This is a genomic window from Nonomuraea sp. NPDC050540 (assembly GCF_044457485.1).
In the GTDB taxonomy this organism is placed as follows: domain Bacteria; phylum Actinomycetota; class Actinomycetes; order Streptosporangiales; family Streptosporangiaceae; genus Nonomuraea.
This window is the reverse complement of the sequence record NZ_JBITHA010000002.1, coordinates 797,841-819,658: the sequence shown is the minus strand read 5'-3', so window position 1 is coordinate 819,658 and position 21,818 is coordinate 797,841. Positions and strand designations below refer to the sequence as shown.

At 73.0% G+C, this 21,818-nt stretch carries 17 protein-coding genes; 10 read left to right on the top strand and 7 right to left on the bottom strand.

The annotated features are described in order from the left end of the window. Positions 1-876 carry a MurR/RpiR family transcriptional regulator gene (locus ACIBI5_RS10105; RefSeq protein ID WP_312896764.1) on the top strand — a complete coding sequence of 292 codons (876 nt, stop codon included), beginning with the start codon at positions 1-3 and terminating at the stop codon, positions 874-876. Here ACIBI5_RS10105 and ACIBI5_RS10100 read toward each other — a convergent pair. Beyond that, positions 873-3,725, bottom strand: coding sequence for an AAA family ATPase (locus tag ACIBI5_RS10100; protein ID WP_397245173.1), 2,853 nt, complete (start codon positions 3,723-3,725; stop codon positions 873-875). The genes ACIBI5_RS10105 and ACIBI5_RS10100 overlap by 4 nt on opposite strands. 102 nt (positions 3,726-3,827) lie before the next feature. Between ACIBI5_RS10100 and ACIBI5_RS10095 the strand changes: the two genes are divergently transcribed. Further along, positions 3,828-4,901 (top strand): alkene reductase, encoded by a 1,074-nt coding sequence (locus ACIBI5_RS10095; RefSeq protein ID WP_397245171.1) that lies wholly within the window; start codon positions 3,828-3,830, stop codon positions 4,899-4,901. 33 nt (positions 4,902-4,934) lie between these two features. Here the strand turns inward: ACIBI5_RS10095 and ACIBI5_RS10090 are convergent, their stop codons facing one another. Continuing rightward, complete coding sequence (locus ACIBI5_RS10090; protein ID WP_397245169.1) at positions 4,935-6,842, bottom strand: N-acetylmuramoyl-L-alanine amidase; 1,908 nt, start codon at positions 6,840-6,842, stop codon at positions 4,935-4,937. A gap of 118 nt (positions 6,843-6,960) precedes the next feature. Here ACIBI5_RS10090 and ACIBI5_RS10085 point away from each other — a divergent pair, with 118 nt between their 5' ends. After that, positions 6,961-8,328, top strand: a complete 1,368-nt coding sequence (locus ACIBI5_RS10085; RefSeq protein ID WP_397245167.1) for an FAD-dependent oxidoreductase — start codon at positions 6,961-6,963, stop codon at positions 8,326-8,328. Here ACIBI5_RS10085 and ACIBI5_RS10080 read toward each other — a convergent pair whose 3' ends face one another. Next, positions 8,329-8,766, bottom strand: a complete 438-nt coding sequence (locus ACIBI5_RS10080) for a VOC family protein (RefSeq protein WP_397245165.1) — start codon at positions 8,764-8,766, stop codon at positions 8,329-8,331. A 90-nt stretch (positions 8,767-8,856) separates the two neighbouring features. On the opposite strand from ACIBI5_RS10080, the gene ACIBI5_RS10075 reads away from it, so the two are divergent. Next, positions 8,857-9,462 carry a DNA-binding response regulator gene (locus ACIBI5_RS10075; RefSeq protein WP_397245163.1) on the top strand — a complete coding sequence of 202 codons (606 nt, stop codon included), beginning with the start codon at positions 8,857-8,859 and terminating at the stop codon, positions 9,460-9,462. On the opposite strand, the gene ACIBI5_RS10070 is transcribed toward ACIBI5_RS10075, so the two are convergent. Continuing rightward, the gene (locus tag ACIBI5_RS10070; RefSeq protein WP_397245161.1) at positions 9,388-11,283 is read right to left on the bottom strand and encodes a sensor histidine kinase; all 1,896 of its coding nucleotides are present in this window, start codon (positions 11,281-11,283) and stop codon (positions 9,388-9,390) included. The genes ACIBI5_RS10075 and ACIBI5_RS10070 overlap by 75 nt on opposite strands. 25 nt (positions 11,284-11,308) lie before the next feature. Next, complete coding sequence (locus tag ACIBI5_RS10065) at positions 11,309-12,898, bottom strand: lysylphosphatidylglycerol synthase domain-containing protein (RefSeq protein ID WP_397245159.1); 1,590 nt, start codon at positions 12,896-12,898, stop codon at positions 11,309-11,311. 78 nt (positions 12,899-12,976) lie between these two features. Here ACIBI5_RS10065 and ACIBI5_RS10060 point away from each other — a divergent pair, with 78 nt between their 5' ends. Genes ACIBI5_RS10060 through ACIBI5_RS10035 form a run of 6 tightly spaced genes read left to right on the top strand, consistent with a single transcriptional unit; the run spans position 12,977 to position 19,626 of the window. Continuing rightward, a complete protein-coding gene (locus ACIBI5_RS10060; protein WP_397245157.1) occupies positions 12,977-13,945 on the top strand; it encodes an NAD-dependent epimerase/dehydratase family protein in 969 nt (322 codons plus the stop codon). After that, positions 13,942-15,285 carry a hypothetical protein gene (locus ACIBI5_RS10055; protein ID WP_397245155.1) on the top strand — a complete coding sequence of 448 codons (1,344 nt, stop codon included), beginning with the start codon at positions 13,942-13,944 and terminating at the stop codon, positions 15,283-15,285. Before ACIBI5_RS10060 ends, ACIBI5_RS10055 begins: the two co-directional genes overlap by 4 nt. Continuing rightward, positions 15,272-16,270, top strand: coding sequence for an iron ABC transporter substrate-binding protein (locus ACIBI5_RS10050; protein WP_397245153.1), 999 nt, complete (start codon positions 15,272-15,274; stop codon positions 16,268-16,270). Before ACIBI5_RS10055 ends, ACIBI5_RS10050 begins: the two co-directional genes overlap by 14 nt. Next, entirely contained in the window at positions 16,270-17,760 is a 1,491-nt protein-coding gene (locus tag ACIBI5_RS10045) for an ABC transporter permease (RefSeq protein ID WP_397245151.1), read from the top strand. The genes ACIBI5_RS10050 and ACIBI5_RS10045 overlap by 1 nt, the downstream gene beginning before the upstream one ends. Continuing rightward, positions 17,757-18,833 carry an ABC transporter ATP-binding protein gene (locus ACIBI5_RS10040; protein ID WP_397245149.1) on the top strand — a complete coding sequence of 359 codons (1,077 nt, stop codon included), beginning with the start codon at positions 17,757-17,759 and terminating at the stop codon, positions 18,831-18,833. The genes ACIBI5_RS10045 and ACIBI5_RS10040 overlap by 4 nt, the downstream gene beginning before the upstream one ends. A 19-nt stretch (positions 18,834-18,852) precedes the next feature. Next, on the top strand, positions 18,853-19,626 hold the full coding sequence (locus ACIBI5_RS10035) for an enoyl-CoA hydratase/isomerase family protein (protein WP_397245147.1): 774 nt from the start codon (positions 18,853-18,855) through the stop codon (positions 19,624-19,626). 193 nt (positions 19,627-19,819) lie between these two features. Here ACIBI5_RS10035 and ACIBI5_RS10030 read toward each other — a convergent pair whose 3' ends face one another. Then, a complete protein-coding gene (locus tag ACIBI5_RS10030) occupies positions 19,820-20,431 on the bottom strand; it encodes a class I SAM-dependent methyltransferase (RefSeq protein WP_397245145.1) in 612 nt (203 codons plus the stop codon). A 148-nt stretch (positions 20,432-20,579) separates the two neighbouring features. Beyond that, on the bottom strand, positions 20,580-21,818 hold the full coding sequence (locus ACIBI5_RS10025; protein WP_397245143.1) for an MFS transporter: 1,239 nt from the start codon (positions 21,816-21,818) through the stop codon (positions 20,580-20,582).

Below are 21,818 nucleotides of genomic sequence, written 5' to 3'. Positions count from 1 at the left end.
GTGGACGACAGTCGCGACGGCATGCGTGCCGACACCCTGGTGGCCACGGTCCGAGGTGTGCTGCCGTCGCTGACGCCCGCCGCCCAGACCGTGGCCCGGCTGATCCTGGAGGATCCCGCGACCGTGGCGCGCAGCACGATCACCGAGCTGTCGGCCGCTTCCGGCACCAGCGAGGCCACGATCGTGCGGACCGCCCGGCTGCTCGGATTCGCCGGTTACCCGCAGCTGCGCCTGGCGCTGGCCGCCGCCGCGGCCCAGCCGGACCGGCTGGTGCCCGGCGACCTGGCCCCCGACGATCCGCTGTCGGAGGTCATCCACAAGGTCGCCAGGGCCGAGTCCGAGGCGATCAACGACACCGTGGCGCAGCTGACCTCCGAGCGGCTGGGCCTGGTCGTCGACGCGATCGTCGGCGCCCGCCGGGTGGACGCCTACGGGGTCGGCGCCTCCGGGCTGGTGGCCATGGACATGGCGCAGAAATTGCTGCGCATCGGCATGTCCAGCCACGCCTTCCAGGACGCCCACCTCGCGCTGACCAGTGCCGTCCTGCTCAAGCCCGGCGACGTGGCGATCGGCATCAGCACCTCGGGGGAGACGCCCGACGTGCTGGAGCCGCTGGGACGGGCGGGCGAGGCCGGGGCCACCACCGTCGCGATCACCAACAACCCGCGCTCGTCCATCGCGGAGCTGGCCGAGCACGTGCTGATCTCCGCCGGGCGGGAGACCGAGTTCCGCCCTGCCGCCATGGCCAGCCGCATCAGCCAGCTCGTCATGGTCGACTGCGTGTTCGTGGGCGTGGCCCAGCGCACGTTCGACTCCTCGCAGGAGGCGTTGCAGAGCACCCGGCAGGCGGTCGCGGAGTTCGTCAAGAAGCGCTAGCCGGCGCTGGTGAGGTCGAGGCGGGCCAGCTCGCGGCGGTTGCCGACGCCCAGCTTCGGATAGGCCTTGTACAGGTGGTGCTCCACCGTGCGCTTGCTCAGGAACAGCTGGGCGGCGATTTCCCGGCTGCTGTGGCCCTCGGCGGCCAGCCGTACCACCTGGAGTTCCTGGGCGGTCAGGCGGTCGCGCGGATGGGCCGCCGTCGCCTCGGCCACCGGGACGCCGTCGCCGGTCGCCCGGAGTTCGGCGCGGGCCCGCTCGGCCCAGGGGGCGGCGCGGAGCCGTTCGAAGATCTCCAGAGCGGAGCGCAGGGGTGTGCGGGCGTCACTGCGCCGCCTGGCCCGCCGCAGCCACTCGCCGTAGAGCAGTTCGGTCCGCGCCCGCTCGAACGGCCGCCCCGGCCCTTCCCGATGCAGCCGTACGGCCCGCAAGAACAACTCCTCAACCCCAGCCCCGGCACCTTCCCCAGCCCCGGCCCCGGCACCCACCCCGGTCCCGGCACCCTCCTGGTTCCCGGCCCCCGTGTCCTTCCCGGCCTCGGGACCCTTTCCGGCTCCGGTTCCGGAGCCGGTCATCCCCGATTCGGTCACCCCCGGTCGGGTTGTCCCCGAGGGGGTTGCCCCTGAGGCGGTCATCCCCGAGGAGGTGGGCAGGGTGGGGTCGGTGGTCAGGGCTTGGCTTCTGGCGGCCACTGCCAGGGCCCAGGGCTGGCCGGTGGCCTCGGCCCAGGCGGTGAAGCGGCGCAACGGGGCCTGGGCGCGGTCGGGGCGGCCGAGCCGTACCGCGGCCTCGACCTGGTCGGCGGCGGCGGTGATGAGGTCGAGGCCGTTCGCGCCCGGCCCGCGCCAGGCGGTCTCCACCCGGGCCAGGGCCGACTCGTAGTCGCCCAGGCCCAGGTCGAGGAGGCTGAGGGTGATGGCGGTGCCGGCGTGTTCCTCGTCGGGCGCCTGGGCGGCGAGGTCGCGGCAGGTGTCGGCGTCGCCCTCGATGGCGGCGATGCGCGCGGGCACGGCCTTCAGCCACGGCAGGTCCTGGGGCAGCCCGGTGTCCCTGATGATCTCCGCCGCCTCGGCCACGGCCATCTCGGCCTCACGGTGCAGCCCGGCGCGTACCTGCGTCTCGGCGAGCACCCGCAGCGCCTCGGGAAGGGCGCCCACGAGGCCGCGCTCGCGGCAGCGGGCCACCTCGGCGGCGGCCAGCGCCAGCGTGGCGGCGTCGTCGCCGACGATCACGCCGGTGTACATGGCCTCGGCGGTCCTGTCCGCCTCCGGCTCGGCGAGGAACCCGGCCAGCTGCGGCAGCGCGCCGGCGTAGTCCTCGTCCATGAGCCGCGCCAGCCCGTACACCATGGGGTCGGGCCGGCCGATCTCGCGCAGGCCCGCGGCGGCGGTGCGCACCGCCGCGGACTCGCACGAGAACCACGCGTACGTCGCGCCCGCGCGCAGCATCTCGGCCGCGCGGTCCGTCTCGGCCTGCCCGGCCCGCTCCATCAGCAGGTGCACGGCCCGCCCCCGCTCACCCAGCTCGAACAACGCGGCCGCGCGCACCTGGGCCAGCTCGGCCGGCCCCGTCCCGTGCGCCGGCCCGGTCCTGGCCAGTTCCTCCGCCTGTTCGGCCAGCTCGGCGGCCTGGGCCGGATGCCCGGCGCTGAGCGCGGCGCCGGCGGCGTGGCCCAGGTTCGCGATCTGGGCGGCGTCGCCGGGGGACAGGCGGGCGGCCTGGCGGTAGAGACGTACGGCGGCGGAGTACGCGCCGCGCCCGAGCGCCCTTCCGGCGGCGTCGGCCACCTCGGCGGCGACGTCCTCGTCGGGCGCGGTGGTGGCGGCCGACAGGTGGTGAACCCGGCAGTCGGCGGTGACGCTCGCCTGGGCCAGCGCGCGGTGGACCTCGACCCGGCGGGCCATCGGCGCGCCCTGGTAGGCGGCGGTGGCGATCAGCGGGTGCCGGAAGGCGAGCGTGTCGTCGATCACCTGCACCAGCCCGGCCCGCTCGGCCGCCTCCAGGTCATCGAGGCCGACGCCCAGGACCTTCCCGGCGTTCACCAGCATCGGCAGGTCGCCGCGTCCTTCGGCGGCCGCGATGAGCATCATGCGCCGCGTACGCTCCGGCAGGTTCACGATCTGGGCGCGGAAGGAGCTGAGCACCCGGTCGGCCACGTGCAGGTGGACGGAAGCGGCCGGCCTGCCGCGCTGGGCGGCGGCGAACTCGATCAGCGCCAGCGGGTTGCCCGCCGACTCGTCGATCACGTGCCGGCGCATCGCGGCGGCCAGGCCGTGCTCGGTGAGCAGCCCGGCCGCGCTGGCCGCGTCGAGCCGGGAGGGCCGCACCTCGGCCAGCCCCGCGGCGGGGAAGCCGTCCTCCCGCGTGGCGAACACCAGGGCCACGCCCTCGGCGGCCAGGCGCCTGGCCGCGAACAGCAGCGCCTCCGCGCTGGCCTGGTCGAGCCACTGGGCGTCGTCCACCAGGCACAGCAGCGGCTCGTCCTCGGCCAGGTCGGCCAGCAGGCTCAGGGTCGCCAGCCCGGTCAGGAACCGGTCGGGGGACGGCGCGCCGCCGCCGTTCAGCACGGCCTCCAGCACGCCGGCCTGCGGGGCCGGCAGGTGGTCGAGGCGCTCGCGAACCGGCCACATCAGGCGGGCCAGCCCGGCCAGCGCCAGGTCGGCCTCTTGCTCGATCCCGGTCACGCGCAGCACGCGGACCCCGGCCGCCTGCCGTTCCGCCCAGGCGAGGAGCGCGGTCTTGCCGATGCCGGGCTCGCCGCGGATCACCAGCGCGCCGCTGCGCCCGTCGCGTGCCCGCGCGATGAGATCCGCGAGCCCGGCCTGCTCGGTGGTCCTGCCGTAGAGCACGCGTCCTCCTAAGTACACGGACCAGTAAACCGTACGGATTCGTCGGTGATTCCGCCGCTCGTACGGTCGTGGCCGGCCCCGTTGACGCAGGAAGAGGTTGTGATGAACGAGTTGTTCGAGCCGGTGACCGTGGGAAGACTGGAACTTCCCAACCGGCTCTTCATGTCCCCGATGACCCGCAGCCGTGCCGCCGAGGGCGCGGTGCCCACCGACATGGCCGTCGAGTACTACGCCCAGCGCGCCGCAGCCGGATTGATCATCTCGGAGGGTACGCAGCCCTCGGTGATCGGCCAGGGTTACATCGACACCCCCGGGCTGCACTCCGAGGAGCAGATCGCGGGCTGGCGCAAGGTCACCGACGCCGTGCACGCCCGCGGCGGCCGGATGTTCGCCCAGCTGATGCACTCCGGCCGGGTCGGGCACCCGTGGCTCTACCCCGACGGCGCGCTGCCGCACGGTCCGTCGGCCATCCCGTCGGGTGAGCGGCTCTACACCCCCGAGGGCATGCTGGAGCACCCGGCGCCCAAGGAGATGACGCTCGCCGACATCGCCGCCACCGTGGACGACTTCGTCGCCGCGGCAGGGAACGCCCTCGCCGCCGGGTTCGACGGGGTGGAGCTGCACGGGGCGAACGGCTACCTCATCCACCAGTTCCTGTGCGGCAGCGCCAACGCCCGCACCGACGCGTACGGCGGCAGCGTGGACAACCGCATCCGCCTGGCCGTCGAGGTCGCCCAGGCGGTCGGCGACGCCATCGGCCCGGAGCGGGTCGGCTTCCGCATCTCCCCGCTCAACCCCAGCAACGGCATCAGGGAGCGGGACTCCGACGAGCTCTACCCGGCGCTGGCGCGCGCCCTTTCCCGGTACGGCCTGGCCTACCTGCACATCATGGAGTGGGACAGGGAGCTGACCAAGGTCATCAGGGCCACGTGGCCGGGGACGCTGATCCTGAACCCGAAGGCCGAGCCCGGCGCCCGGTCAGGCACCCCCGAGCAGGCGGCCGCGGCGCTGCGCGAAGGGCTGGCCGACGCCGTCACGCTCGGGTCGTACTGGCTGGCCAACCCCGACCTTCCGGCCCGGATCAAGGCGGGCGGGCCGTACAACCTGGCCGATCCGGCCACGTTCTACGGCGGCGACCACCGCGGCTACACCGACTATCCCGCCCTCATCGGGTGAGCGGCGGGGCGGCGCGGCCGCCCCGCCCGGTGGTCAGGCCCAGGACAGGGTCACGTCACTGGCCTTGACGAACATCACGCGATGCCCGAACTGGATCTGGTAGTAGAGCGTCTTGCCGCGCACCACCTTGTGGGTGGAGGGGTCGATGGTGACCGCGCGGTAGTACTCGCCGAACTGGGCGCCGCCGAAGCTGTACTTCTCGCCCGCGGAGAACGTGTACATCAGCGGTGTGATCGGCTGGTACGGGATGTCGGCCGGGTAGGCCTCCTGCTCCGGGTAGGCCCTGCCGTACACGGGAACGGTCGCGAGGCCCTTCTTGGGTGTGACGACGAGCCCCATGGACGGGATCGCGGTCGGCGCCGAGGCGGGGTTGTGGAACCAGGCCTTCTGCCCGAGGTACCAGATGGCGGTCCACTCGCCCTGGCGATCGGCCACGGCGTAGCGCTGGCCGGTGACGGCGCGGGCGCTGTGGTCGTAGACGCTGTAGATGGACCTTCCCGCGCCGCGCTTGCCGATGTCGTCCACGAGCGGCCCGTCGGGGCGCGGCTCCTTGCGCAGCCAGACGGTGGCGGCGCTGGTGGGCGGGCAGTCGAGTTCGGGCTGCTTGCGGTCGCAGCCGTAGAAGTACGGCTTGTTGGTGGCGAAGTCCGGCTTGATCATGACTGTGCCCGCGTTCGGGCCGCCGAAGGGGTGGAACGGCGCGCCGAGCAGTTTGAAGTAGCGGTCCCAGTCCCAGAAGGGCCCGGGGTCCTCGTGCATGCCCCGCACGGTCGTCGGCAGGGTGCCGGGCACGTTGTCGTGGCCGAGGATGTGCGCGCGGTCGAGCGGGACGCCGTGCCTGAGGGCGAGGTACCGGACCAGTTTGGCGGAGGTGCGGTACATGGCCTCGGTGTACCAGGAGCCGCGCTCGGCGAGGAAGCCCTCGTGCTCCAGGCCGACGGACTTGGCGTTGACGTACCAGTTTCCGGCCTGCCAGCCGACGTCCCTGGTCTTGATGTGCTGGGCGATGTGCCCGTCGTTGGAGCGCAGCGAGTAGTGCCAGCTGGCCGCGCGGGCCGGGTTCAGCAGCAGGTCGATGGAGGGCCGCCAGTACCCCTCCATGTCGTGGATGATGATGTAGTCGACCTTCTGGTTGAAGGGCCGGTTCGAGGTGTCGAAGTTGCCGTAGTTGCCGTTGGGCAGTTCGGCCTGCTTGGCCGGGATCCACTCACAGGAGATCGTGGGCGGGCACTCGACGCCGTCGCGGCGCGGGGGCTTGAGCCCGAGCTTGTCCAGCCACTCCTTGATGGCCCCGAGCCCGGGTACGCCGGTGAGCCTGACCTGCTGGCCGTCGTCGGTGGTGCGCTCGGCGCCCTGCTTGATCGTGGTGTAGACCTCGTCGGCGAAGAACTGGGCGGCTTCCTTCTCCTCCGCGCCCGAGTAGCGGGCGACCGCGCCGTACCACTGGGCCGGGTCGTCGCTGAGCGGGGCTCCGAGCGCCTTCTGGTAGGAGGCCAGCAGCGCCGCGCCGCCGCGGATGTTGGCGGCCGGATCGGTGCGCAGCTTCTCGTGGGTCTCGCCGGTCAGCTCGGCGGCCTTCTCCATGGTCCGCAGCGACTCGGGGATCTCGGCCGGGGCGGGCGGAGCCTCCTCGCGCGGGGGAAGGGGCCTGCTGTCGTCGCCGCGCGGGTCCTCCTCGCCCTCTTCATGGTGGTTGGAGCCGGTGTAGGCGGCGGCGTCCGTCAGGTGCATGGGGCCGAATCCGGCGTCGCTGCTGGGCCGGCCGGTGTTGGCGTCCCAGCGCGACTCCAGGTACGAGACGCCGAGCAGCACGCTCGCCGGCACCTGGAACTCCTTGGCCGCCGCGGCGAAGGCCTGCTGCCGGTCGGCGGGTTCGTCGGCGTGGGCCGCCGGAATGTTGAGTAACGGGAGCAAGGCGACGATCGCCAAGGCTCTGCGCATTCACTGCTCCTTGGACTGGGGGGCTTCAGGTGGAGTCAGCGTCTCAACATTTTCCTTCTCGGGCGAGAGTTTTGCGAAGGAATTTTTCACTAGTTAACGTCTCATAAGCTGATCGGCTGTGACGAGTGCGGATCTGGTGATCCTCGGAGCGGGTCCGGCGGGGCTGACGGCCGCTTGGCGGGCCGCCGCGCGCGGCCTGTCGGTCGTGGTCCTGGAGCGCGCGGACCACGTCGGCGGGCTGTCGGCCGGGTTCGAGGTCGCGGGCGTGCGCGTGGACCACGGCAGCCACCGCCTGCACCCCGCCACGCCGCCGCGCCTGCTGGCCGCCCTGCGCGGGCTGCTCGGCGCGGACCTGCAGCTCCGGCCGCGCAACGGGCGGCTGCGAGTGGCGGGACGGTTCGTCGGGTTTCCGCTCCGGGCGGGGGAGCTGGCGCGGCGGCTGCCGTACCGGCTGCTGGGGGGTGTCGCCCGCGACGCCCTGACCTCTCCGCTGCGTGTACGGCCGGCCGCCGGCACCTACGCGGAAGTCCTGCGCGCGAGCCTGGGACCGGCGCTGTACGGCGCGCTCTACGAGCCTTACGCCCACAAGCTCTGGGGCCTGCCCGGCGAGGAGATCGACGGCGACCAGGCACGCAGACGGGTCACCGCCGACAGCCCGTGGAAGATCGCCCGCGGAGTCCTGCGCGGCGCCCCGAACGGCCAGGGCAGGGTCTTCCACTACCCCAGGCGCGGTTTCGGCCAGATCGTGGAAGCGCTGGCCGACGCGGCGAGCGCCGCCGGAGCCGAGATCCGGCTCGGCACCGCCTGCACCCGGGTGTCCGGCGGCGTCGTGCACGCGGGGCGGGAGATCCGTGCCGGGCACGTGTTCTCGACGATCCCGATGCCGCTGCTGGCCAGGCTGGTCGAACCCGGCCCCGGACCGGGGGTGCTGAGCGCGGCCGCCCGGCTGGAGTTCCGGGCGATGGTGCTGGTCTACGCGGTGCACGAGGGCGGCAGGTGGACCCCGTACGACGCTCACTACCTCCCGGACGCGGGCACCCCTGTCACCCGTGTCTCCGAGCCCGCCAACTACCGCGTCAGCGCCGCCGATCCGGCCGATCGCAGCGTGCTGTGTTTCGAGATCCCCTGCCAGGTGGGCGACGAGATCTGGACATGTGACGACTTCTCGGGGCTGGTCGCCGAGTGCCTGTCCCGCTCGGGGCTGCCGCCGGTCAACCTCGCCGGGATCGAGGTACGCCGCCTGCCGCACGTCTACCCGGTCTACCGCACCGGCTACGCCGGGCACCTGGCCGGTCTCGACGCCTGGGCGGGCGGCGTGGAAGGGGTCACCACGTTCGGGCGGCTCGGGCTGTTCGCCCACGACAACACCCACCACGCCATGGCCATGGCCTACGACGCGGTCGCCGCCCTGACCGCCGGGGGCTGGGACGGCGCCGCCTGGTCGGCGGCGCGCGCCCGTTTCACCCGGCACGTCGTGGAGGACTGATCAGCCCGCCACCGCCGCCTCCAGGCCCTTCACGTCGATCTTCGCCATCGCGAACATGGCCTGCATCGCGCGCTCCGCCCTGGCCGGGTCGGGGTCGCTGAGCAGGCGCGGCAGCGCCTTCGGGATGATCTGCCACGACACCCCGAACTTGTCCTTGAGCCAGCCGCACCGGCCCTCCGAGCCGCCGCCCTCCAGCAGCTTGCCCCAGAGCTCGTCGACCTCTTCCTGGGTCTCGCACTCGACGTAAAGCGAGATCGCCTCGTTGAACGTGAACTGCGGGCCGCCGTTGAGCGCGAGGAAGCGCTGGCCTTCCAGCTCGAAGGTCACGATCATCGGCGTGACGTCGACGACCTGGGAGTTCTTGAAGATCGAGACGTAGTGGCTCGCGGCTTCCTCGGCCTGGTTGTTGAACCAGAAGTAAGGGGTGATCTTCTGCATGACGTGCTCCTCTCTTGTGTCTGTATAGTCGCCAATCGGAAGTAACCCCAGGTAGTGCCGCATTCACCGATCCCGCGTGAAGGATTCACAGTGATCCGTGTGCTGATCGCAGAGGACGTCCGCATCCTCAGGGAGACGCTCACCGCCGTCCTCGCGCTGGAGGACGACCTTGAGGTGGTGGCCGCCGTGGAGCGCGGCGACCAGATCGTCCCCGCGGCCGTGGCCTACGCCCCCGACGTCGCCGTCATCGACATCGACCTGCCCGAACTGGACGGCCTCACGGCCGCCGCGCAGCTGCGCGAGAATCTGCCGTCCTGCGCCGCGCTGGTCCTGACCGGGCTGGCCAAACCCGGATACCTGCGCCGGGCGATGGCCTCGGGCGTCAGCGGCTTCCTGCTCAAGCACTCGCCCACCGGCGACCTCATCGACGCGATCCGCAAGGTGCGGGCGGGCGAGCAGGTGGTCGACCCGCAGCTCGCCCTCGCCGCGCTGCGCAAGGTCGACAACCCCCTGGCCGCGCGGGAGGTCGACGTGCTGCGCCAGGCCGCCACCGGCGCCGAGCCCGACGAGATCGCGGTACGGCTGTCGCTCAGCCGGGGCACGGTACGCAACTACCTGTCGTCAGCCGTCATGAAGCTCAACGCGCGTAACCGGGTGGACGCGATCAGGATCGCCGCCGACGAGGGCTGGATCTAGCGGCAGCGCCGCCGCCAGCGCGAACGTGTCCGGCCCGGTTTCGACCGACAGCTGCCCGCCCAGGATCTCGACCCGTTCGCGCAGGTTGCCGAGTCCCGATCCAGGCTCGTGGGCGGGGGCGCGTACCCCGTCGTTGGCCAGGCGCAGCCCCACCGTCTCGTCGTCCACCGCGAGCACGAGCGTGCCGTGGCGGGCGTCGCTGTGCCGCAGCACGTTCGTGACCGCCTCGCGCAGCACGGTCGCCAGCACGGCGTCGTGCGTGTCCGGCAGGCGCGCGGCGGAGACGTCCGCGATCAGCTCGACGCCCGCGGCGGCCAGCACCGCGCGGGCGGAGGCGATCTCGTCGGCCAGCGCGATCGTGCTGTAGCCGGAGGCGACCGAGTCGATGTCGGACAGCACCTGGCGGGCGGCGTCAAGACCGTCGGCCAGCTCCCGCCTGGCCGCCGCGGGATCGCGGCCCAGCAGCCGCACGGCCAGCTCGGCCTTCAGCACCACCACGGAAAGGCCGTAGCCGAGCAGGTCGTGCAGGTCACGGGCGAAGCGCAGCCGCTCGCGCGCCACCTCCACCCTGGCCAGCTCCATCCGCGCCTCGTGAATCTGGGCGGCCAGCCGCGCCATGCGCCACAGCGCGTAGACGATCAGCGCCCGCTCGGCGATGTAGACCAGGCCGTAGGCCGTGTCGAGCGCGTTGTCGGCCCAGCCGGTGATCGCCGCGTGGTAGTAGAGGTCGCCGAGCATCGCCGCCGCCGCGATCGCCCACCGCAGGCGCCCCGGCACCAGCGCCAGCGCCGCGCCCGGCAGGTACGCCGCCACGTACCAGAGCTTCGGCCCCAGAGCCAGGCTCGGCAGATAGGTGACCAGCACCAGCGCCGCCAGCACCCACGGCCAGTACCGGTCGGTACGCAGGCACGCCCGCAGGTGCAGCCCGACCATCAGCACCAGCGACGCCCCGAACAACGCCAGCAGGCCGGGCGGCGGCGTGGCCAGCGTCACCTGCCGCAGTTCCCGCGGCACGATCATGAGCAGGATCGTCACCACCACCAGCACCGACGCCACCCGGATGGTCAGGTCGGCGGCCACCGGACGGCCGCGCGCCGCCTCGCGGGTGGTGTGCGAGACCGACCTGACCTCGGTCAGGGCCAGCCGGGCCGTGCTCAGCCCCGTGTCGAGCTCGTGCCGGGCGCGTTCCTGGTCCTCGGCGGCGAGTACGGCCTCGCCGTGCCCGACCACCCGCTCCAGCCCGGCGCCGACCCGTTCGTTGAGCTCCTCGGCGAAGGCCAGCCGTTCCCCGGCCACCACGGCCGCGGCCAGCCCCGCCTGGGTGCCGCGCAGGTCGGCGATCAGGTCGGTCAGGCGGACGACGCCGTACAGGGCGATGCCCACGAACGCGGTCTGGCCGATCGCCACGTACAGGCCCTCGGTCACCGCCGGGCGCACGGTCAGGGTGGAGGCGAACTGGGCCGCGAGCACCAGCGCGAACCCGCCCCACTTCGGCCACGGCCGCCGGAACAGCAGCAGCATGGCGGCGGCCAGGAAACCGGTGTTGCCGTACCAGGTGGCGGGGAACAGCAGCAGGCCGGCGCCGGTCAGCACCACCTGGACGGCCAGCGTCCAGGGCCAGCCGCGGGGCCTGCGGCCGTCGGCGCGCCGTACGCAGTTGCGCAGGTGCAGCGCGAACAGGACGGTGAGCAGGGTGTAGGCCAGCGCCTTCATCGGCGCGGGGTCCTTGGAGTACACGATGCCGATGACCCCGCCGAAGGCGAAGCCCGCGCTGACCCCGGCCGCCACGAGCCGGGCCAGGCGTAACGCCGGTGCGTTCATGGGGCCGCAGGGTAGAGGCCTCAGGTCACGTATTGAGCTCGCGGTGCACGGCGGGGATCACCCTGCGCAGATATCGGCCGAGTTTGACGAAGGACTCGCCGCTCTGGCGGAAGGAGTAGCGGATCGGGACCTCCTGGTAGGCGAAGCCCTTGGCGAGCAGGTCGAGGGTGAGCACCTGGGCGTAGTTGTAGTCGTGGATGACCTCGGCCGCGCCCGCCGCCCGCGCGGAGAAGGCGCGGTAGCCGCTCTGGCCGTCGGTCAGGTCACGGCGGCGGGTCAGCCAGCGGACCCAGAGCGTGAGCACCCGGTTGCCGAAGCGGCGGTGGGGGAGCATGCGCTCGATGGTGCCGGAGAAGCGGGACCCGACGACGTAGTCGGCCGCGCCGCTCAGGACCGGCGCGGCCAGGGACTCCAGATCCTCGGGGAAGTACTCGAGGTCGGCGTCCAGATAGACGGCGACGGCCGGGCGCCTGGCGCTCGCCTCACCCAGGCCGCGCCGGACGGCGGCGCCCAGACCCAGGTTGCGCGGCTGGGGGAGCACCGTGGCGCCCGCGGCCCGCGCGCGGTCGGCGGAGGCGTCGGCGGAGCCGTCGTCGATCACCAGCGTGACGACGGGGCGGCCGGAGACCGTGCGGGGCAGGCGGGCCACCACCTCGCCGATCGTGGCCTCCTCGTTGTAGACGGGGATGAACACCACGACCGGGGCGCCGGGCGCGGGCTCCCGCGTCGGCGGGCGGGGCGGCAGGCGGCGGGGCAGGCGGAACCTCCCGAAGTAGCCGGGAGCCGGGACGAAGAGGGCGGGGACGCCGACGGCCAGCGAGTACGCGGTCTTGACCGCATGCGTGAGCAGGGCCACCGCGAACGCCGGGCCCGATGCGACGCCCAGCGCGGTGAGGGCCGCGGTCGCCGCCGCCTCGTAGGAGCCGATGCCGCCCGGGGTCACCGCGACCGTCTGGGCGGCGATCGTCACGGCCGTCACCGCCACGGCGTCGGCCGGGCTCAGCGCGACGCCGCTGATCCTGGCCACCTCGTACACCACGGCGGCCTCCAGCACCCACGCCACCAGTGCGCACGCCGTCACCAGCGGCAGGTGGACCCGGGTTCGCGGAAGGAAACGGAAGGCGGCCGCCATCACCAGCGCCAGGACGGCCGCGCCCGGCCACACCCACCAGCCCGCCAGCCCGTCGACCAGCGCAGGAGCCGCCACCAGGGCCAGCGCGAGCACCGCGAACAGGTCGGCCGACCGCACCGCCACCACGGAGGCCACCACCGCCTTGGCGCCGGTCAGGCGGGTCCGGCGCAGGACCGAGGTGGCGCGCAGGGCCTCGCCCAGGCGGAACGGCAGCACGTGGTTGCCCAGCAGCGACACGTGGACCGCCGCCCAGGCCTGGCCGCCGGGCAACCCGGGCAGCACGCGGGTCCAGGACCACGAGCGCAGGGCGAAGGCGGTGCCGTACAGGATGAGGGCGAGCGCGAGGCCGAGCGGGTCGGACAGCAGCGCGCGGGCGGCCGCGGCGAGGTCGGGGCCGGAGACCACCCGCGTCAGGTACCAGCACGCGACGGCCAGCAGCGCCACGCCGGCGATCCGCCGGGCCGCCCTGGTGACGTTCCTCATGAGGCACCTTTGTGGCTGGAAGGAGTGAGGTTAGGCTACCTTTACCTAGCTCTTGGCGCTCCAGCGAAAGGGACGCGGGTGACAGTCGTCGTGACCGGGTCCGCGGGCTTCATCGGCCGGGCCCTGACGGAGGCGCTGCTCGCCGCGGGCCGGCGGGTGATCGGCGTCGACCGGCGGCCGCAAGTCGCCCGCGCCGGACTGACCGCGCTCACCGCCGACCTGCTCGACGACGACGACCTGGTCGGCGCCGCCCTGGCCGACGCCGACGCCGTCTACCACCTGGCCGGCTGCCCCGGCGTGCGCGGCGGCGGCCCCGGCCTCGCCCGCCGCAGGCACCGCGACAACGTGCTCGCGGGCGCGCGGGTGCTGGCCGCGGTCCCGCGCCGGGTCCCGCTCATGATCGCCTCCTCCAGCTCCGTGTACGGCGGCGCCCGCCACGGCCGTCCCAGCCACGAGGCCGACCAGCCCCGCCCGGCCGGAGGCTACGCCCGCGGCAAACTCGCCCTGGAACACCTGTGCGCCGGGCGGCCGGTGACCGTGGTCCGCCCGTTCACCGTCGCGGGGGAGGGCCAGCGGCCGGACATGGCGCTGTCGCTCTGGCTGGAGGCCGCCGCGCGCGGCCGCCCGCTGCGGGTGCTCGGCTCGCTGGAGCGCACCCGCGACGTGACCGACGTACGGCAGGCCGCCCAGGCCATGATCGCGCTGACCGGGGTGCCCGGCGTGGTCAACATCGGCACGGGCCGGGGACGCACGTTGCGGGAGCTGGCCGGAGCCGTGGCCGAGGTGACCGGGGCGCGCGTGCGCTACGCGATCGAGCCCGCCCCGCCGGTGGAGCCGGGCGACTCGCTGGCCGACACCCGCCGGTTGCGGGCGCTGACCGGCTGGACACCGGAGACCGACCTGCTCGACGTGGTCCGCCGCCAGTACGCCCACGTCCTGACCACGCCCACCGGCGTTCCGGCCGCGACCGGTTCGGCGGCTCCGGGTTTGGCGGCTCCGGGTTGCTCGGCTCCGGGTTGGGCGGCGACTGGTTGGGCGGCGTCGTGATCGCGGGGGCGGGTGTCGCCGTCACCGGGGTGGACTCCCCTGGGCTCTACCGCGGGATGGCGCTGGCCGGGGTGGTGGCCGTCGTGGCGGCGGTGCTGGGGATCGGGGTGCCGTCCACGTTCGGCGCGCACGTGGCCGTCGACGAGCCCCAGTACCTGCTCACCGCCCTCTCCCTGGCCGAGGACCGCTCGCTGGACATCTCCGACGAACTGGCCGAACGCCGCTGGGTCCCGTGGGGCGGCGCGGAGCTGCCCGTCCAGACCGAGGTGCTCGACGGCGGCGCCCAGATCAGCCCGCACGACCCCCTGCTGCCTCTCGTGCTCGCGATCCCGATGCGCCTCGGCGGCTGGGTGGCGGCCAAGGCGGTCATGGCGCTGACGGCCGGAGCCCTGGCCGTCCTCACCCTGTGGACGGCGGTGCGCCGCTTCGCCGTACCCCTGAAGATCGCGACGGCGGGGGTGGCGATCGCGGCGGCGAGCGCGCCGGCGGCCGTCTACGGACAGCAGGTCTACCCCGAGGCGCCCGCGGCGCTGGCCGTGGTCGGCGCCGTCGCGCTCCTGGGCACCCCGAGGATCTGGGCCTTCGCGGCGGTGGTGTCGGCGCTGCCGTGGTTGTCGGTCAAGTACGTGCCCGTGGCGCTGGCGCTGGCCGCCCTCGGCCTGTGGCGTACCCGATCGAAGGCGCTGCCGGCGGCCTTCGCCGTCATGGGCGCGCTGTACCTGGCCGTCCACCGCCTGATCTGGGGCGGCTGGACCGTCTACGCCAGCGGCGACCACTTCCAGAACTCCGGCGAATGGGGCGTGATGGGCTTCGCCCCCGACCTCGCCGGACGCGCGCTGCGGCTGACCGGCCTGCTGGTCGACCAGGGGTACGGCCTGGCCGCCTGGCAGCCCGCCTGGCTGCTGCTGGTCCCGGCGCTCGCACTGGGGATCAGACGCGTGAGCCTCGTGCTGCCGCTGGCGGCGGGCTGGCTGACGGCGACGTTCGCGGCGGTGACCATGCACGGCTTCTGGTGGCCCGGCCGCCAGCTCGTCGTGGTGCTCCCGCTGGCCTTGATCCTCATCCTGTGCTGGCTGGACCGCACCTGGAAACGCGTCGCGGCGGCGGCGCTCGGCCTGTCGGGCGTGCTCACCTACGCCTGGCTGGTCGCCGACGGCCTGGCCGGGCGGCTCACCTGGGTGTCCGGCTTCCAAGAGGTGGCCTCGCCCGTCTACCAGGCGGTCGCGAACGTCCTGCCCGACTACCGGCGGCCCGGCTTCTGGCCCGCGCATCTGGCGTGGGCGGCGGTGCTCGTCCTGTTGTTCACGATCAACCTGAGGAAGTCCCATGTCCGTGCGTAGGCTGATCGCCGCGGCTCTGGTCCTGCTGGCCGCGAGCGCATGCGGGTCCGGCGGGGCCGAGGGCTTCGCCGACGACTCCCTGGTGATCTACTCCGGCCGCAACGAGAAGCTCGTCGGCCCGCTGCTGGCCCGCCTGAAGTCGGCCACCGGCCTGAACGTCCAGGTCAGATACGGCGACAGCGCCGAACTGGCCGCCCAGATCATGGAAGAGGGCGAGCGCACCCGCGCCGACGTCTTCTTCTCCCAGGACGCGGGCGCACTGGGCGCGCTGTCCAGGCAGGGCGTCCTCGCGCCGGTGCCGCAGGAGACGCTGGCGAAGGTGCCGCGGCAGTACCGCGGCGCCGACTGGGTGGGCGTCTCCGGCCGCTCCCGGGTGATCGTCTACGACCCGCGCACCGTGGCCGCGCCGCCCAAGAGCGTCTTCGAGCTGACCGACCCCAAGTGGAAGGGCAAGGTCGGCTGGGCGCCGACGAACGCCTCCTTCCAGGCGTTCGTGACCGCGCTGCGGGTGCTCAAAGGCGAGGACGCCGCCAGGAAGTGGCTCACCGGCATGAAGGCCAACGACGTCCAGAGCTTCGGCGACAACATCAAGATCCTCAACGCCGTCGACGCCGGGCAACTCCAGCTCGGCCTGATCAACCACTACTACTGGTACGAGAAGACCGCGGAACAGGGCCAGATCCCCTCCAAGCTGGCCTACCTGCCGGGCGGCGACCCCGGCGCGCTCATCAACGTGGCCGGCGCCGGCACGCTCAAGGCGTCCAAGCACGTGCCCGCCGCACAGAAGGCCGTGGACTACCTGCTCAGCCCCGACGCCCAGCGGTACTTCGCGCAGACCACGAAGGAGTACCCGCTGGTCGCCGGAGTCGAACCGGACCCCGCCCTGCCCAAGCTCGACGCCCTCAAGGGCCCGCAGATCGACCTGGCCAAGCTCGACTCGCTGGAGCAGACGCTCAAACTGCTCCAGGACACGGGCCTCGTCTGATGCCACGCGGCCGCGTCCCCGCGGCGCTGCTGCTGCCCGCCCTGCTGGCCGCCGCGCTCTCGCTCGCGCCCGTCGCCTATCTCGTGGTGCGGGCGGCCGAGGGCGGTCCCGCCGCGTTCGCCGGAGCGCTCCTTCGCGTCCGTACGGCGGAGCTGGCCGTACGGAGCCTCGGGCTGGCGGCAGTGGTGACGGCCGCCTGCCTGGTCGTGGGGGTGTCGCTGGCGTGGCTGGTGGTCAGGACCGACCTGCCGGGGCGCAAGGTGTGGGGCGCGCTGGCCGCGCTGCCGCTGGCGGTGCCGTCCTACGTGGCGGCGTACACGTGGGTGGCCGCCTTCCCCGGCGTCTCGGGGTTCTGGGGGTCGGCGCTGGTGCTCACGTTGTGCACCTACCCCTACGTGTACCTTCCCGTGGCGGCGGCGCTCGGCCGGATGGACCCGGCGCTCGAAGAGGTCGCGCTGTCACTCGGCCGCGGGCGCATGGCCGTCGTGGTGCGTCAGCTCCGGCCGGCCGCGGCGGCGGGCGGGCTGCTGGTGGCCATGTACGTGCTGGCCGAGTTCGGCGCCGTGTCGATCATGCGCTTCGACGTTTTCACCACGCAGATCTACACGTCCTACCGGGCTGGGTTCGATCGCACTCCCGCCGCTGTGCTCGGCCTGGCGCTGGTGGTGATCACTCTGCTGATCGTGCTGGCCGAGGGCCGTACGCGGGGGCGGGCCGCCTATGCCCTGCGGGGCAGCCCCGCCCGGCGCCGTGTCGACGTACGGACCTGGAAGGCGCCCGCGCTGGCCTGGGCCGCGCTCGTGGCGTCGCTGGCGGTCGGGTTTCCGCTGGTCAGCATCCTCTACTGGCTGGTGGCCGGGTCCTCGCGCGGGCTCGACCCGGGGGCGCTGGCCGCGGCCACCGGGGCCACGCTGGGTGTTTCCGCCGCGGGGGCGGTGGTGACAGTCGTGCTGGCCGTACCCGTGGGGATCGTCGCCGCCCGGCATCGGGGGCGGCTTTCCCGGTTCGCCGAGCGGTCGGCCTATGTGGGGCACGCGCTGCCCGGTGTGGTGGTCGCGTTGTCGCTGGTGTTCTTCGCCGTGCGCTACGCCTATCCGATCTATCAGCAGTGGCCGTTGCTGGTGCTCGCCTACGCGGTGCTGTTCCTGCCCGCGGCGGTGGGGGCGGTGCGGACCTCCGTTCTCCAGTCGCCGCCGGTGCTGGAAGAGGTGGCGCGCTCTCTGGGACGCGGCCCGCTGGGGGCGGTGCGGCAGGTGACGCTGCCGCTCGCGCTGCCGGGCGTGCTCGCGGGGGCGGCGCTGGTGTTCCTCACCGCGATGAAGGAACTGCCTGCCACGATCCTGCTGCGGCCCACCGGCATGGAGACGCTGGCCACGCGGCTGTGGACGGAGACGGGGGCGGGGGCCTACGCGGCGGCGGCGCCGTACGCGGCACTGCTGATGGCGCTGGCCGCGGTGCCGGGATTCCTGCTGGGAAGGCGGGGGACATGAGCGGGCTCGCCGTTTCCGGGGTGACGAAGGCGTTCGGGGGCGCGCCGGTGTTGCGGGGTGCCGCGCTGGAGGTGGCCGACGGGGATCTGGCGGCGGTGCTGGGGCCGTCCGGGTGCGGGAAGACGACGTTGCTGCGGATCGTGGCCGGGTTCGAACGGGCCGACGCCGGGTCCGTGCGGATCGGCGGGGCCGAGGTGGGCGGGCTGGCGCCGGAGAAGCGGCGGGTGGGGATCGTGCCGCAGGACGCCGCGTTGTTCCCGCACCTGTCGGTGGCGGGGAACGTGGGATTCGGGTTGGTTCGCGGGCTCTTCCGGCGGGCTGGGGCCGGGGTCGCGGAGCGGGTGGAGGAGTGCTTGGAACTGGTCGGGCTCGGTGGGTACGGCTCGCGGATGCCGTACCAACTGAGTGGGGGACAGCAGCAGCGGGTCGCGCTCGCCCGCGCGCTTGCCCCGCGGCCGGGGGTGGTGCTGCTCGACGAGCCGTTCAACGCGCTGGACCGGTCGCTGCGCGGAACCGTCCGCGACGACGTGCGCGCGGCGCTCAAGAAGGCGGGCGCGACCGCGGTCCTGGTCACCCACGACCAGGAGGAGGCGCTGTCGATGGCCGACACCGTGGCCGTGATGCGAGACGGCGTGATCGTCCAGCAGGGCGCCCCGGAGGAGCTCTACGCCCGCCCCGCCGACCTGGGCGTGGCGACGTTCGTCGGCGAGGCGGTGGTCCTGGAGGCCCTCGCCTCGAACGGGACGGTCACCTGCGCCCTCGGCTCGCTAAGGGCCGACGATGCCTCGGCGAGGGGCGAGGCGGCACCGCAGGGCGACGGCGGGGGGTCGTGGCGGGGTGACGGCGCGTCGGGAAGCGGTTGGGTGGCGTTGCGGCCCGAGCAGCTTGTGCTGGAACGCGGGGGCGTGGCCCGTGTGGAGCGGGTGGAGTTCTTCGGCCACGACGCCGCGGTCACGGTCGTGCTGCCCGGCGGTGTGGTGGTGCGCGCCAGGGCGAGGGGAGAGGTGGCGTACCGCGTCGGCGACACGGTGGGTGTGCGCGTGGAAGGACCCGTCCTCTTCTTCGGAGAGTGATTCCGGTAGCGTGCCTGGCATGGGTGAGTTCGTGCGTGTCGAGGTGGCCGACCGGATCGCGACGATCAGACTCGATCGTCCCAAGATGAACGCCCTCAACGGGCAGGTACAACAGGAGATCGCCGAAGCCGCCCGCCTGGTCGACGCCGACCCCGTGGTGCAGGCAGTGATCCTTTACGGCGGCGAGCGCGTCTTCGCCGCCGGAGCCGACATCAAAGAAATGGCCGACATGTCCTACGCCGACATGTCCGCCCACTCCCGCATCCTCCAGGACTGCTTCACCGCCGTGGCCAGAATCGGCAAGCCGGTGATCGCCGCGATCACGGGATACGCGCTGGGCGGCGGCTGCGAGCTGGCCTTGTGCGCGGACTTCAGAGTGGCCGGAGAAGGCGCGAAACTGGGCCAGCCCGAGATCCTCCTGGGCATCATCCCCGGCGCGGGCGGCACCCAGCGCCTCCCAAGGCTGGTGGGCCCGTCCAAGGCCAAGGACCTGATCTTCAGCGGCCGCCACGTGACGGCCGAGGAGGCGTTGTCCATCGGCCTGGTGGACAAGGTGGTGGCCGACGACCAGGTGTACACGGCCGCACTGGAATGGGCGTCAACCTTCGCAGCCGGCCCGACCATAGCGCTGAGAGCCGCGAAACAGGCAGTCGACCAGGGCCTGGAGGTCGACCTGGACACCGGCCTGGAGATCGAACGCCTGCAGTTCTCCGGCCTGTTCGCGACAGAGGACGCCAAGGTGGGCATGCGCGCCTTCACCGAAAAGACCAAACCCAAGTTCACCGGCAACTAACCACCGGCGAGGTGCCTGGTCCTCGCTTCGTTCGGGCGGCTCCGAGGAGCCCTCCCCTTTGGGGCCCACTGCCTGTTGCTTGTCGCGCGTCAAAGGCGATCGGTCGACGCCGACAGGCAGGGTGGACGCGGGTTGGCCGCCGGGTCCCGCCAGTCGGTGTGTGCCTGTCGTCGAGGTGACTGGTGGTTGGGGGTCAAAGGGCCTTGGCGGGTCTGCGGCAGTGGTAGATGAAGGCTGGGGGGATGTTGGCCCAGATGGTCCGGCCCACCACCACTTCTTCGAAGGACGCCTCCAGGGATCGGCGGAGTCTGCGTGCCGGGGTGGCCCAGCGCAGGTGTGCGTACGCGAACGTGGTGAACGCGCCCTCCCGGGAGAGTGAGCCCACCACGGCGTCCAGGACGTCGCGCTGCTTGGCCGGTGGGAACGCGGCCCACGGCAGGCCGCTGACGATCACGTCCGCGGGCAGGTGGCCGCGCCGGGTCAGCAGGGCGGGCAGTTGCCGGGCGTTGCCGGCCACGACGTCCACGGTGGGGAATCGGGCGGCCAGCCGGCGGGCGAACTGTTCGTTGCTCTCCACCGCGATGTGGTGGCCGCGGCCGTCGAGCAGTCGCTGGATCACTTGGGTGAACGCGCCGGTTCCCGCGCCGAGTTCGACGACGACCGGGGCGCCCGTGCGCGGGATCGGTGCGGTGATGGCGTGGGCCAGGGCGGTGCTGCTCGGGGTCACGGCGCCGACGGTCATCGGGTGGCGGGCGAATTCCAGCAGGAAGGAGAGGCGGCTGTCGTCGGCGGGTCTGCGGTTCATGGTTGTCTGCGCGATCAGGTGTGGGCGAGGCCCTGGCCGGGATCGTGGACGATGGCCGTCCACGTGTCCACTGTGCCAGTCAACGCCGTCCACCCACGTGACCGGCAGGCGCGTGACCTGCCGATCCTGATGGAGAACCGGGCGGGGCTCAGCGCACCGACCTGATCGGAAGCACGGCGAGGGCGCCGAGCGCGGCGACGACGGTGACCGCCAGGTAGAGGGCGCCGTAGCCGCCGAAGGCGGTGACGATGGTCCCGGCGGCCACGGGTGCGACGGTGCTGGGCAGGGTGGCGGCGATGTTGATGACGCCGAGGTCCTTGGCGTAGTCGTCCTTGTGGGGGAGCACTTCGGAGACCAGGGCCATGTCGACGGAGATGAAGGTGCCGAACCCGATCGTCAGGACGACCGCGGAGACGATCAGCCCGGTCACGGTGGGCCAGAACACGGGAAACAGCGCGGAGACGGCGATGATGAGCCCGCCCGCCAGCACGAGGGGCTTGCGCCTGCCCAGCCTGTCGGACAGTGGCCCGGACAACCCGATGGCCAGCAGGAAGCCGGGCAGCCCCGCCAGGCCGATGAGGGGAACCAGGCGCGCGGCCTCGTCGAGGGTGAGCCCGATGTGGTCCTGGGCGATGTACAGCTGGAAGGTGTTGGTCATGGCGAAGCCGCCGAAGATGAGGATGCGGCCGAGGAAGGCCCAGAAGAAGTCGGGGTGGCGTGCGGGGTTGACCCAGAAGGCGCGGGCGAGGGCGCGGGCCGGCAGCGACGGCCTGGGGAGGTGCCGGTTGTCGCGGTCGGGGTTGAGCGCGAGGAAGATCACGATGGTCAGCAGGACGAGCCCCGCGACGCTCAGGTAGCCGACGGGGATACGGCCGGCGAAGGCGGAGGCGAGGACGGGGCCGAGGAGCGCGGCCAGGACGGTGCCGAGCCCGATCAGGGTGGAGAATCGGCCGCGCCGGTCCGTGGGGACGCGGTCGGGCAGGATCGACGACAGCGGACCTTGGAAGGCGTTGAAGCCGAACTGCAGGATCATCATGGCCACGACGAGGTGGGCGATCGCGGTGGACAACCCCGCGACGACCATGCCGACGGCGCCGATGGCGGCGCCGGCCAGCATCCAGGGGGTACGGGCGCCGTGCCGCGTGCGGGTCCGGTCGGACAGGATGCCGACCACGGGCTGGGCGAGCATGGCGGCGATCGCGCTGAGGGTCTGGACGAGGCTGAGGTTCTCGATCTTGGCGGCGGTGTCGATGGCCTGGACCTGCAGAGGCAGGTAGTAGGCGGCGACCGCGTAGGCGAGGGGCGCGGCGGCGCTGGCGAAGGGAATGGAAAGGAACAGCCGCCGCATCGGGGTGACGGCAGGGGTGTGTGTCTCGTGGTCCGTCAT

What these genes read in the sequence shown, in the direction of transcription:
- ACIBI5_RS10090 (WP_397245169.1), bottom strand. Translation starts at nt 6,842, where the DNA reads ATGCGCAGAGCCTTGGCGATCGTCGCCTTGCTCCCGTTACTCAACATT.
- ACIBI5_RS10025 (WP_397245143.1), bottom strand. Translation starts at nt 21,818, where the DNA reads ATGACGGACCACGAGACACACACCCCTGCCGTCACCCCGATGCGGCGG.
- ACIBI5_RS10045 (WP_397245151.1), top strand. Translation starts at nt 16,270, where the DNA reads ATGCCACGCGGCCGCGTCCCCGCGGCGCTGCTGCTGCCCGCCCTGCTG.
- ACIBI5_RS10070 (WP_397245161.1), bottom strand. Translation starts at nt 11,283, where the DNA reads ATGAACGCACCGGCGTTACGCCTGGCCCGGCTCGTGGCGGCCGGGGTC.
- ACIBI5_RS10050 (WP_397245153.1), top strand. Translation starts at nt 15,272, where the DNA reads ATGTCCGTGCGTAGGCTGATCGCCGCGGCTCTGGTCCTGCTGGCCGCG.
- ACIBI5_RS10030 (WP_397245145.1), bottom strand. Translation starts at nt 20,431, where the DNA reads ATGAACCGCAGACCCGCCGACGACAGCCGCCTCTCCTTCCTGCTGGAA.
- ACIBI5_RS10080 (WP_397245165.1), bottom strand. Translation starts at nt 8,766, where the DNA reads ATGCAGAAGATCACCCCTTACTTCTGGTTCAACAACCAGGCCGAGGAA.
- ACIBI5_RS10065 (WP_397245159.1), bottom strand. Translation starts at nt 12,898, where the DNA reads ATGAGGAACGTCACCAGGGCGGCCCGGCGGATCGCCGGCGTGGCGCTG.
- ACIBI5_RS10040 (WP_397245149.1), top strand. Translation starts at nt 17,757, where the DNA reads ATGAGCGGGCTCGCCGTTTCCGGGGTGACGAAGGCGTTCGGGGGCGCG.
- ACIBI5_RS10095 (WP_397245171.1), top strand. Translation starts at nt 3,828, where the DNA reads ATGAACGAGTTGTTCGAGCCGGTGACCGTGGGAAGACTGGAACTTCCC.
- ACIBI5_RS10035 (WP_397245147.1), top strand. Translation starts at nt 18,853, where the DNA reads ATGGGTGAGTTCGTGCGTGTCGAGGTGGCCGACCGGATCGCGACGATC.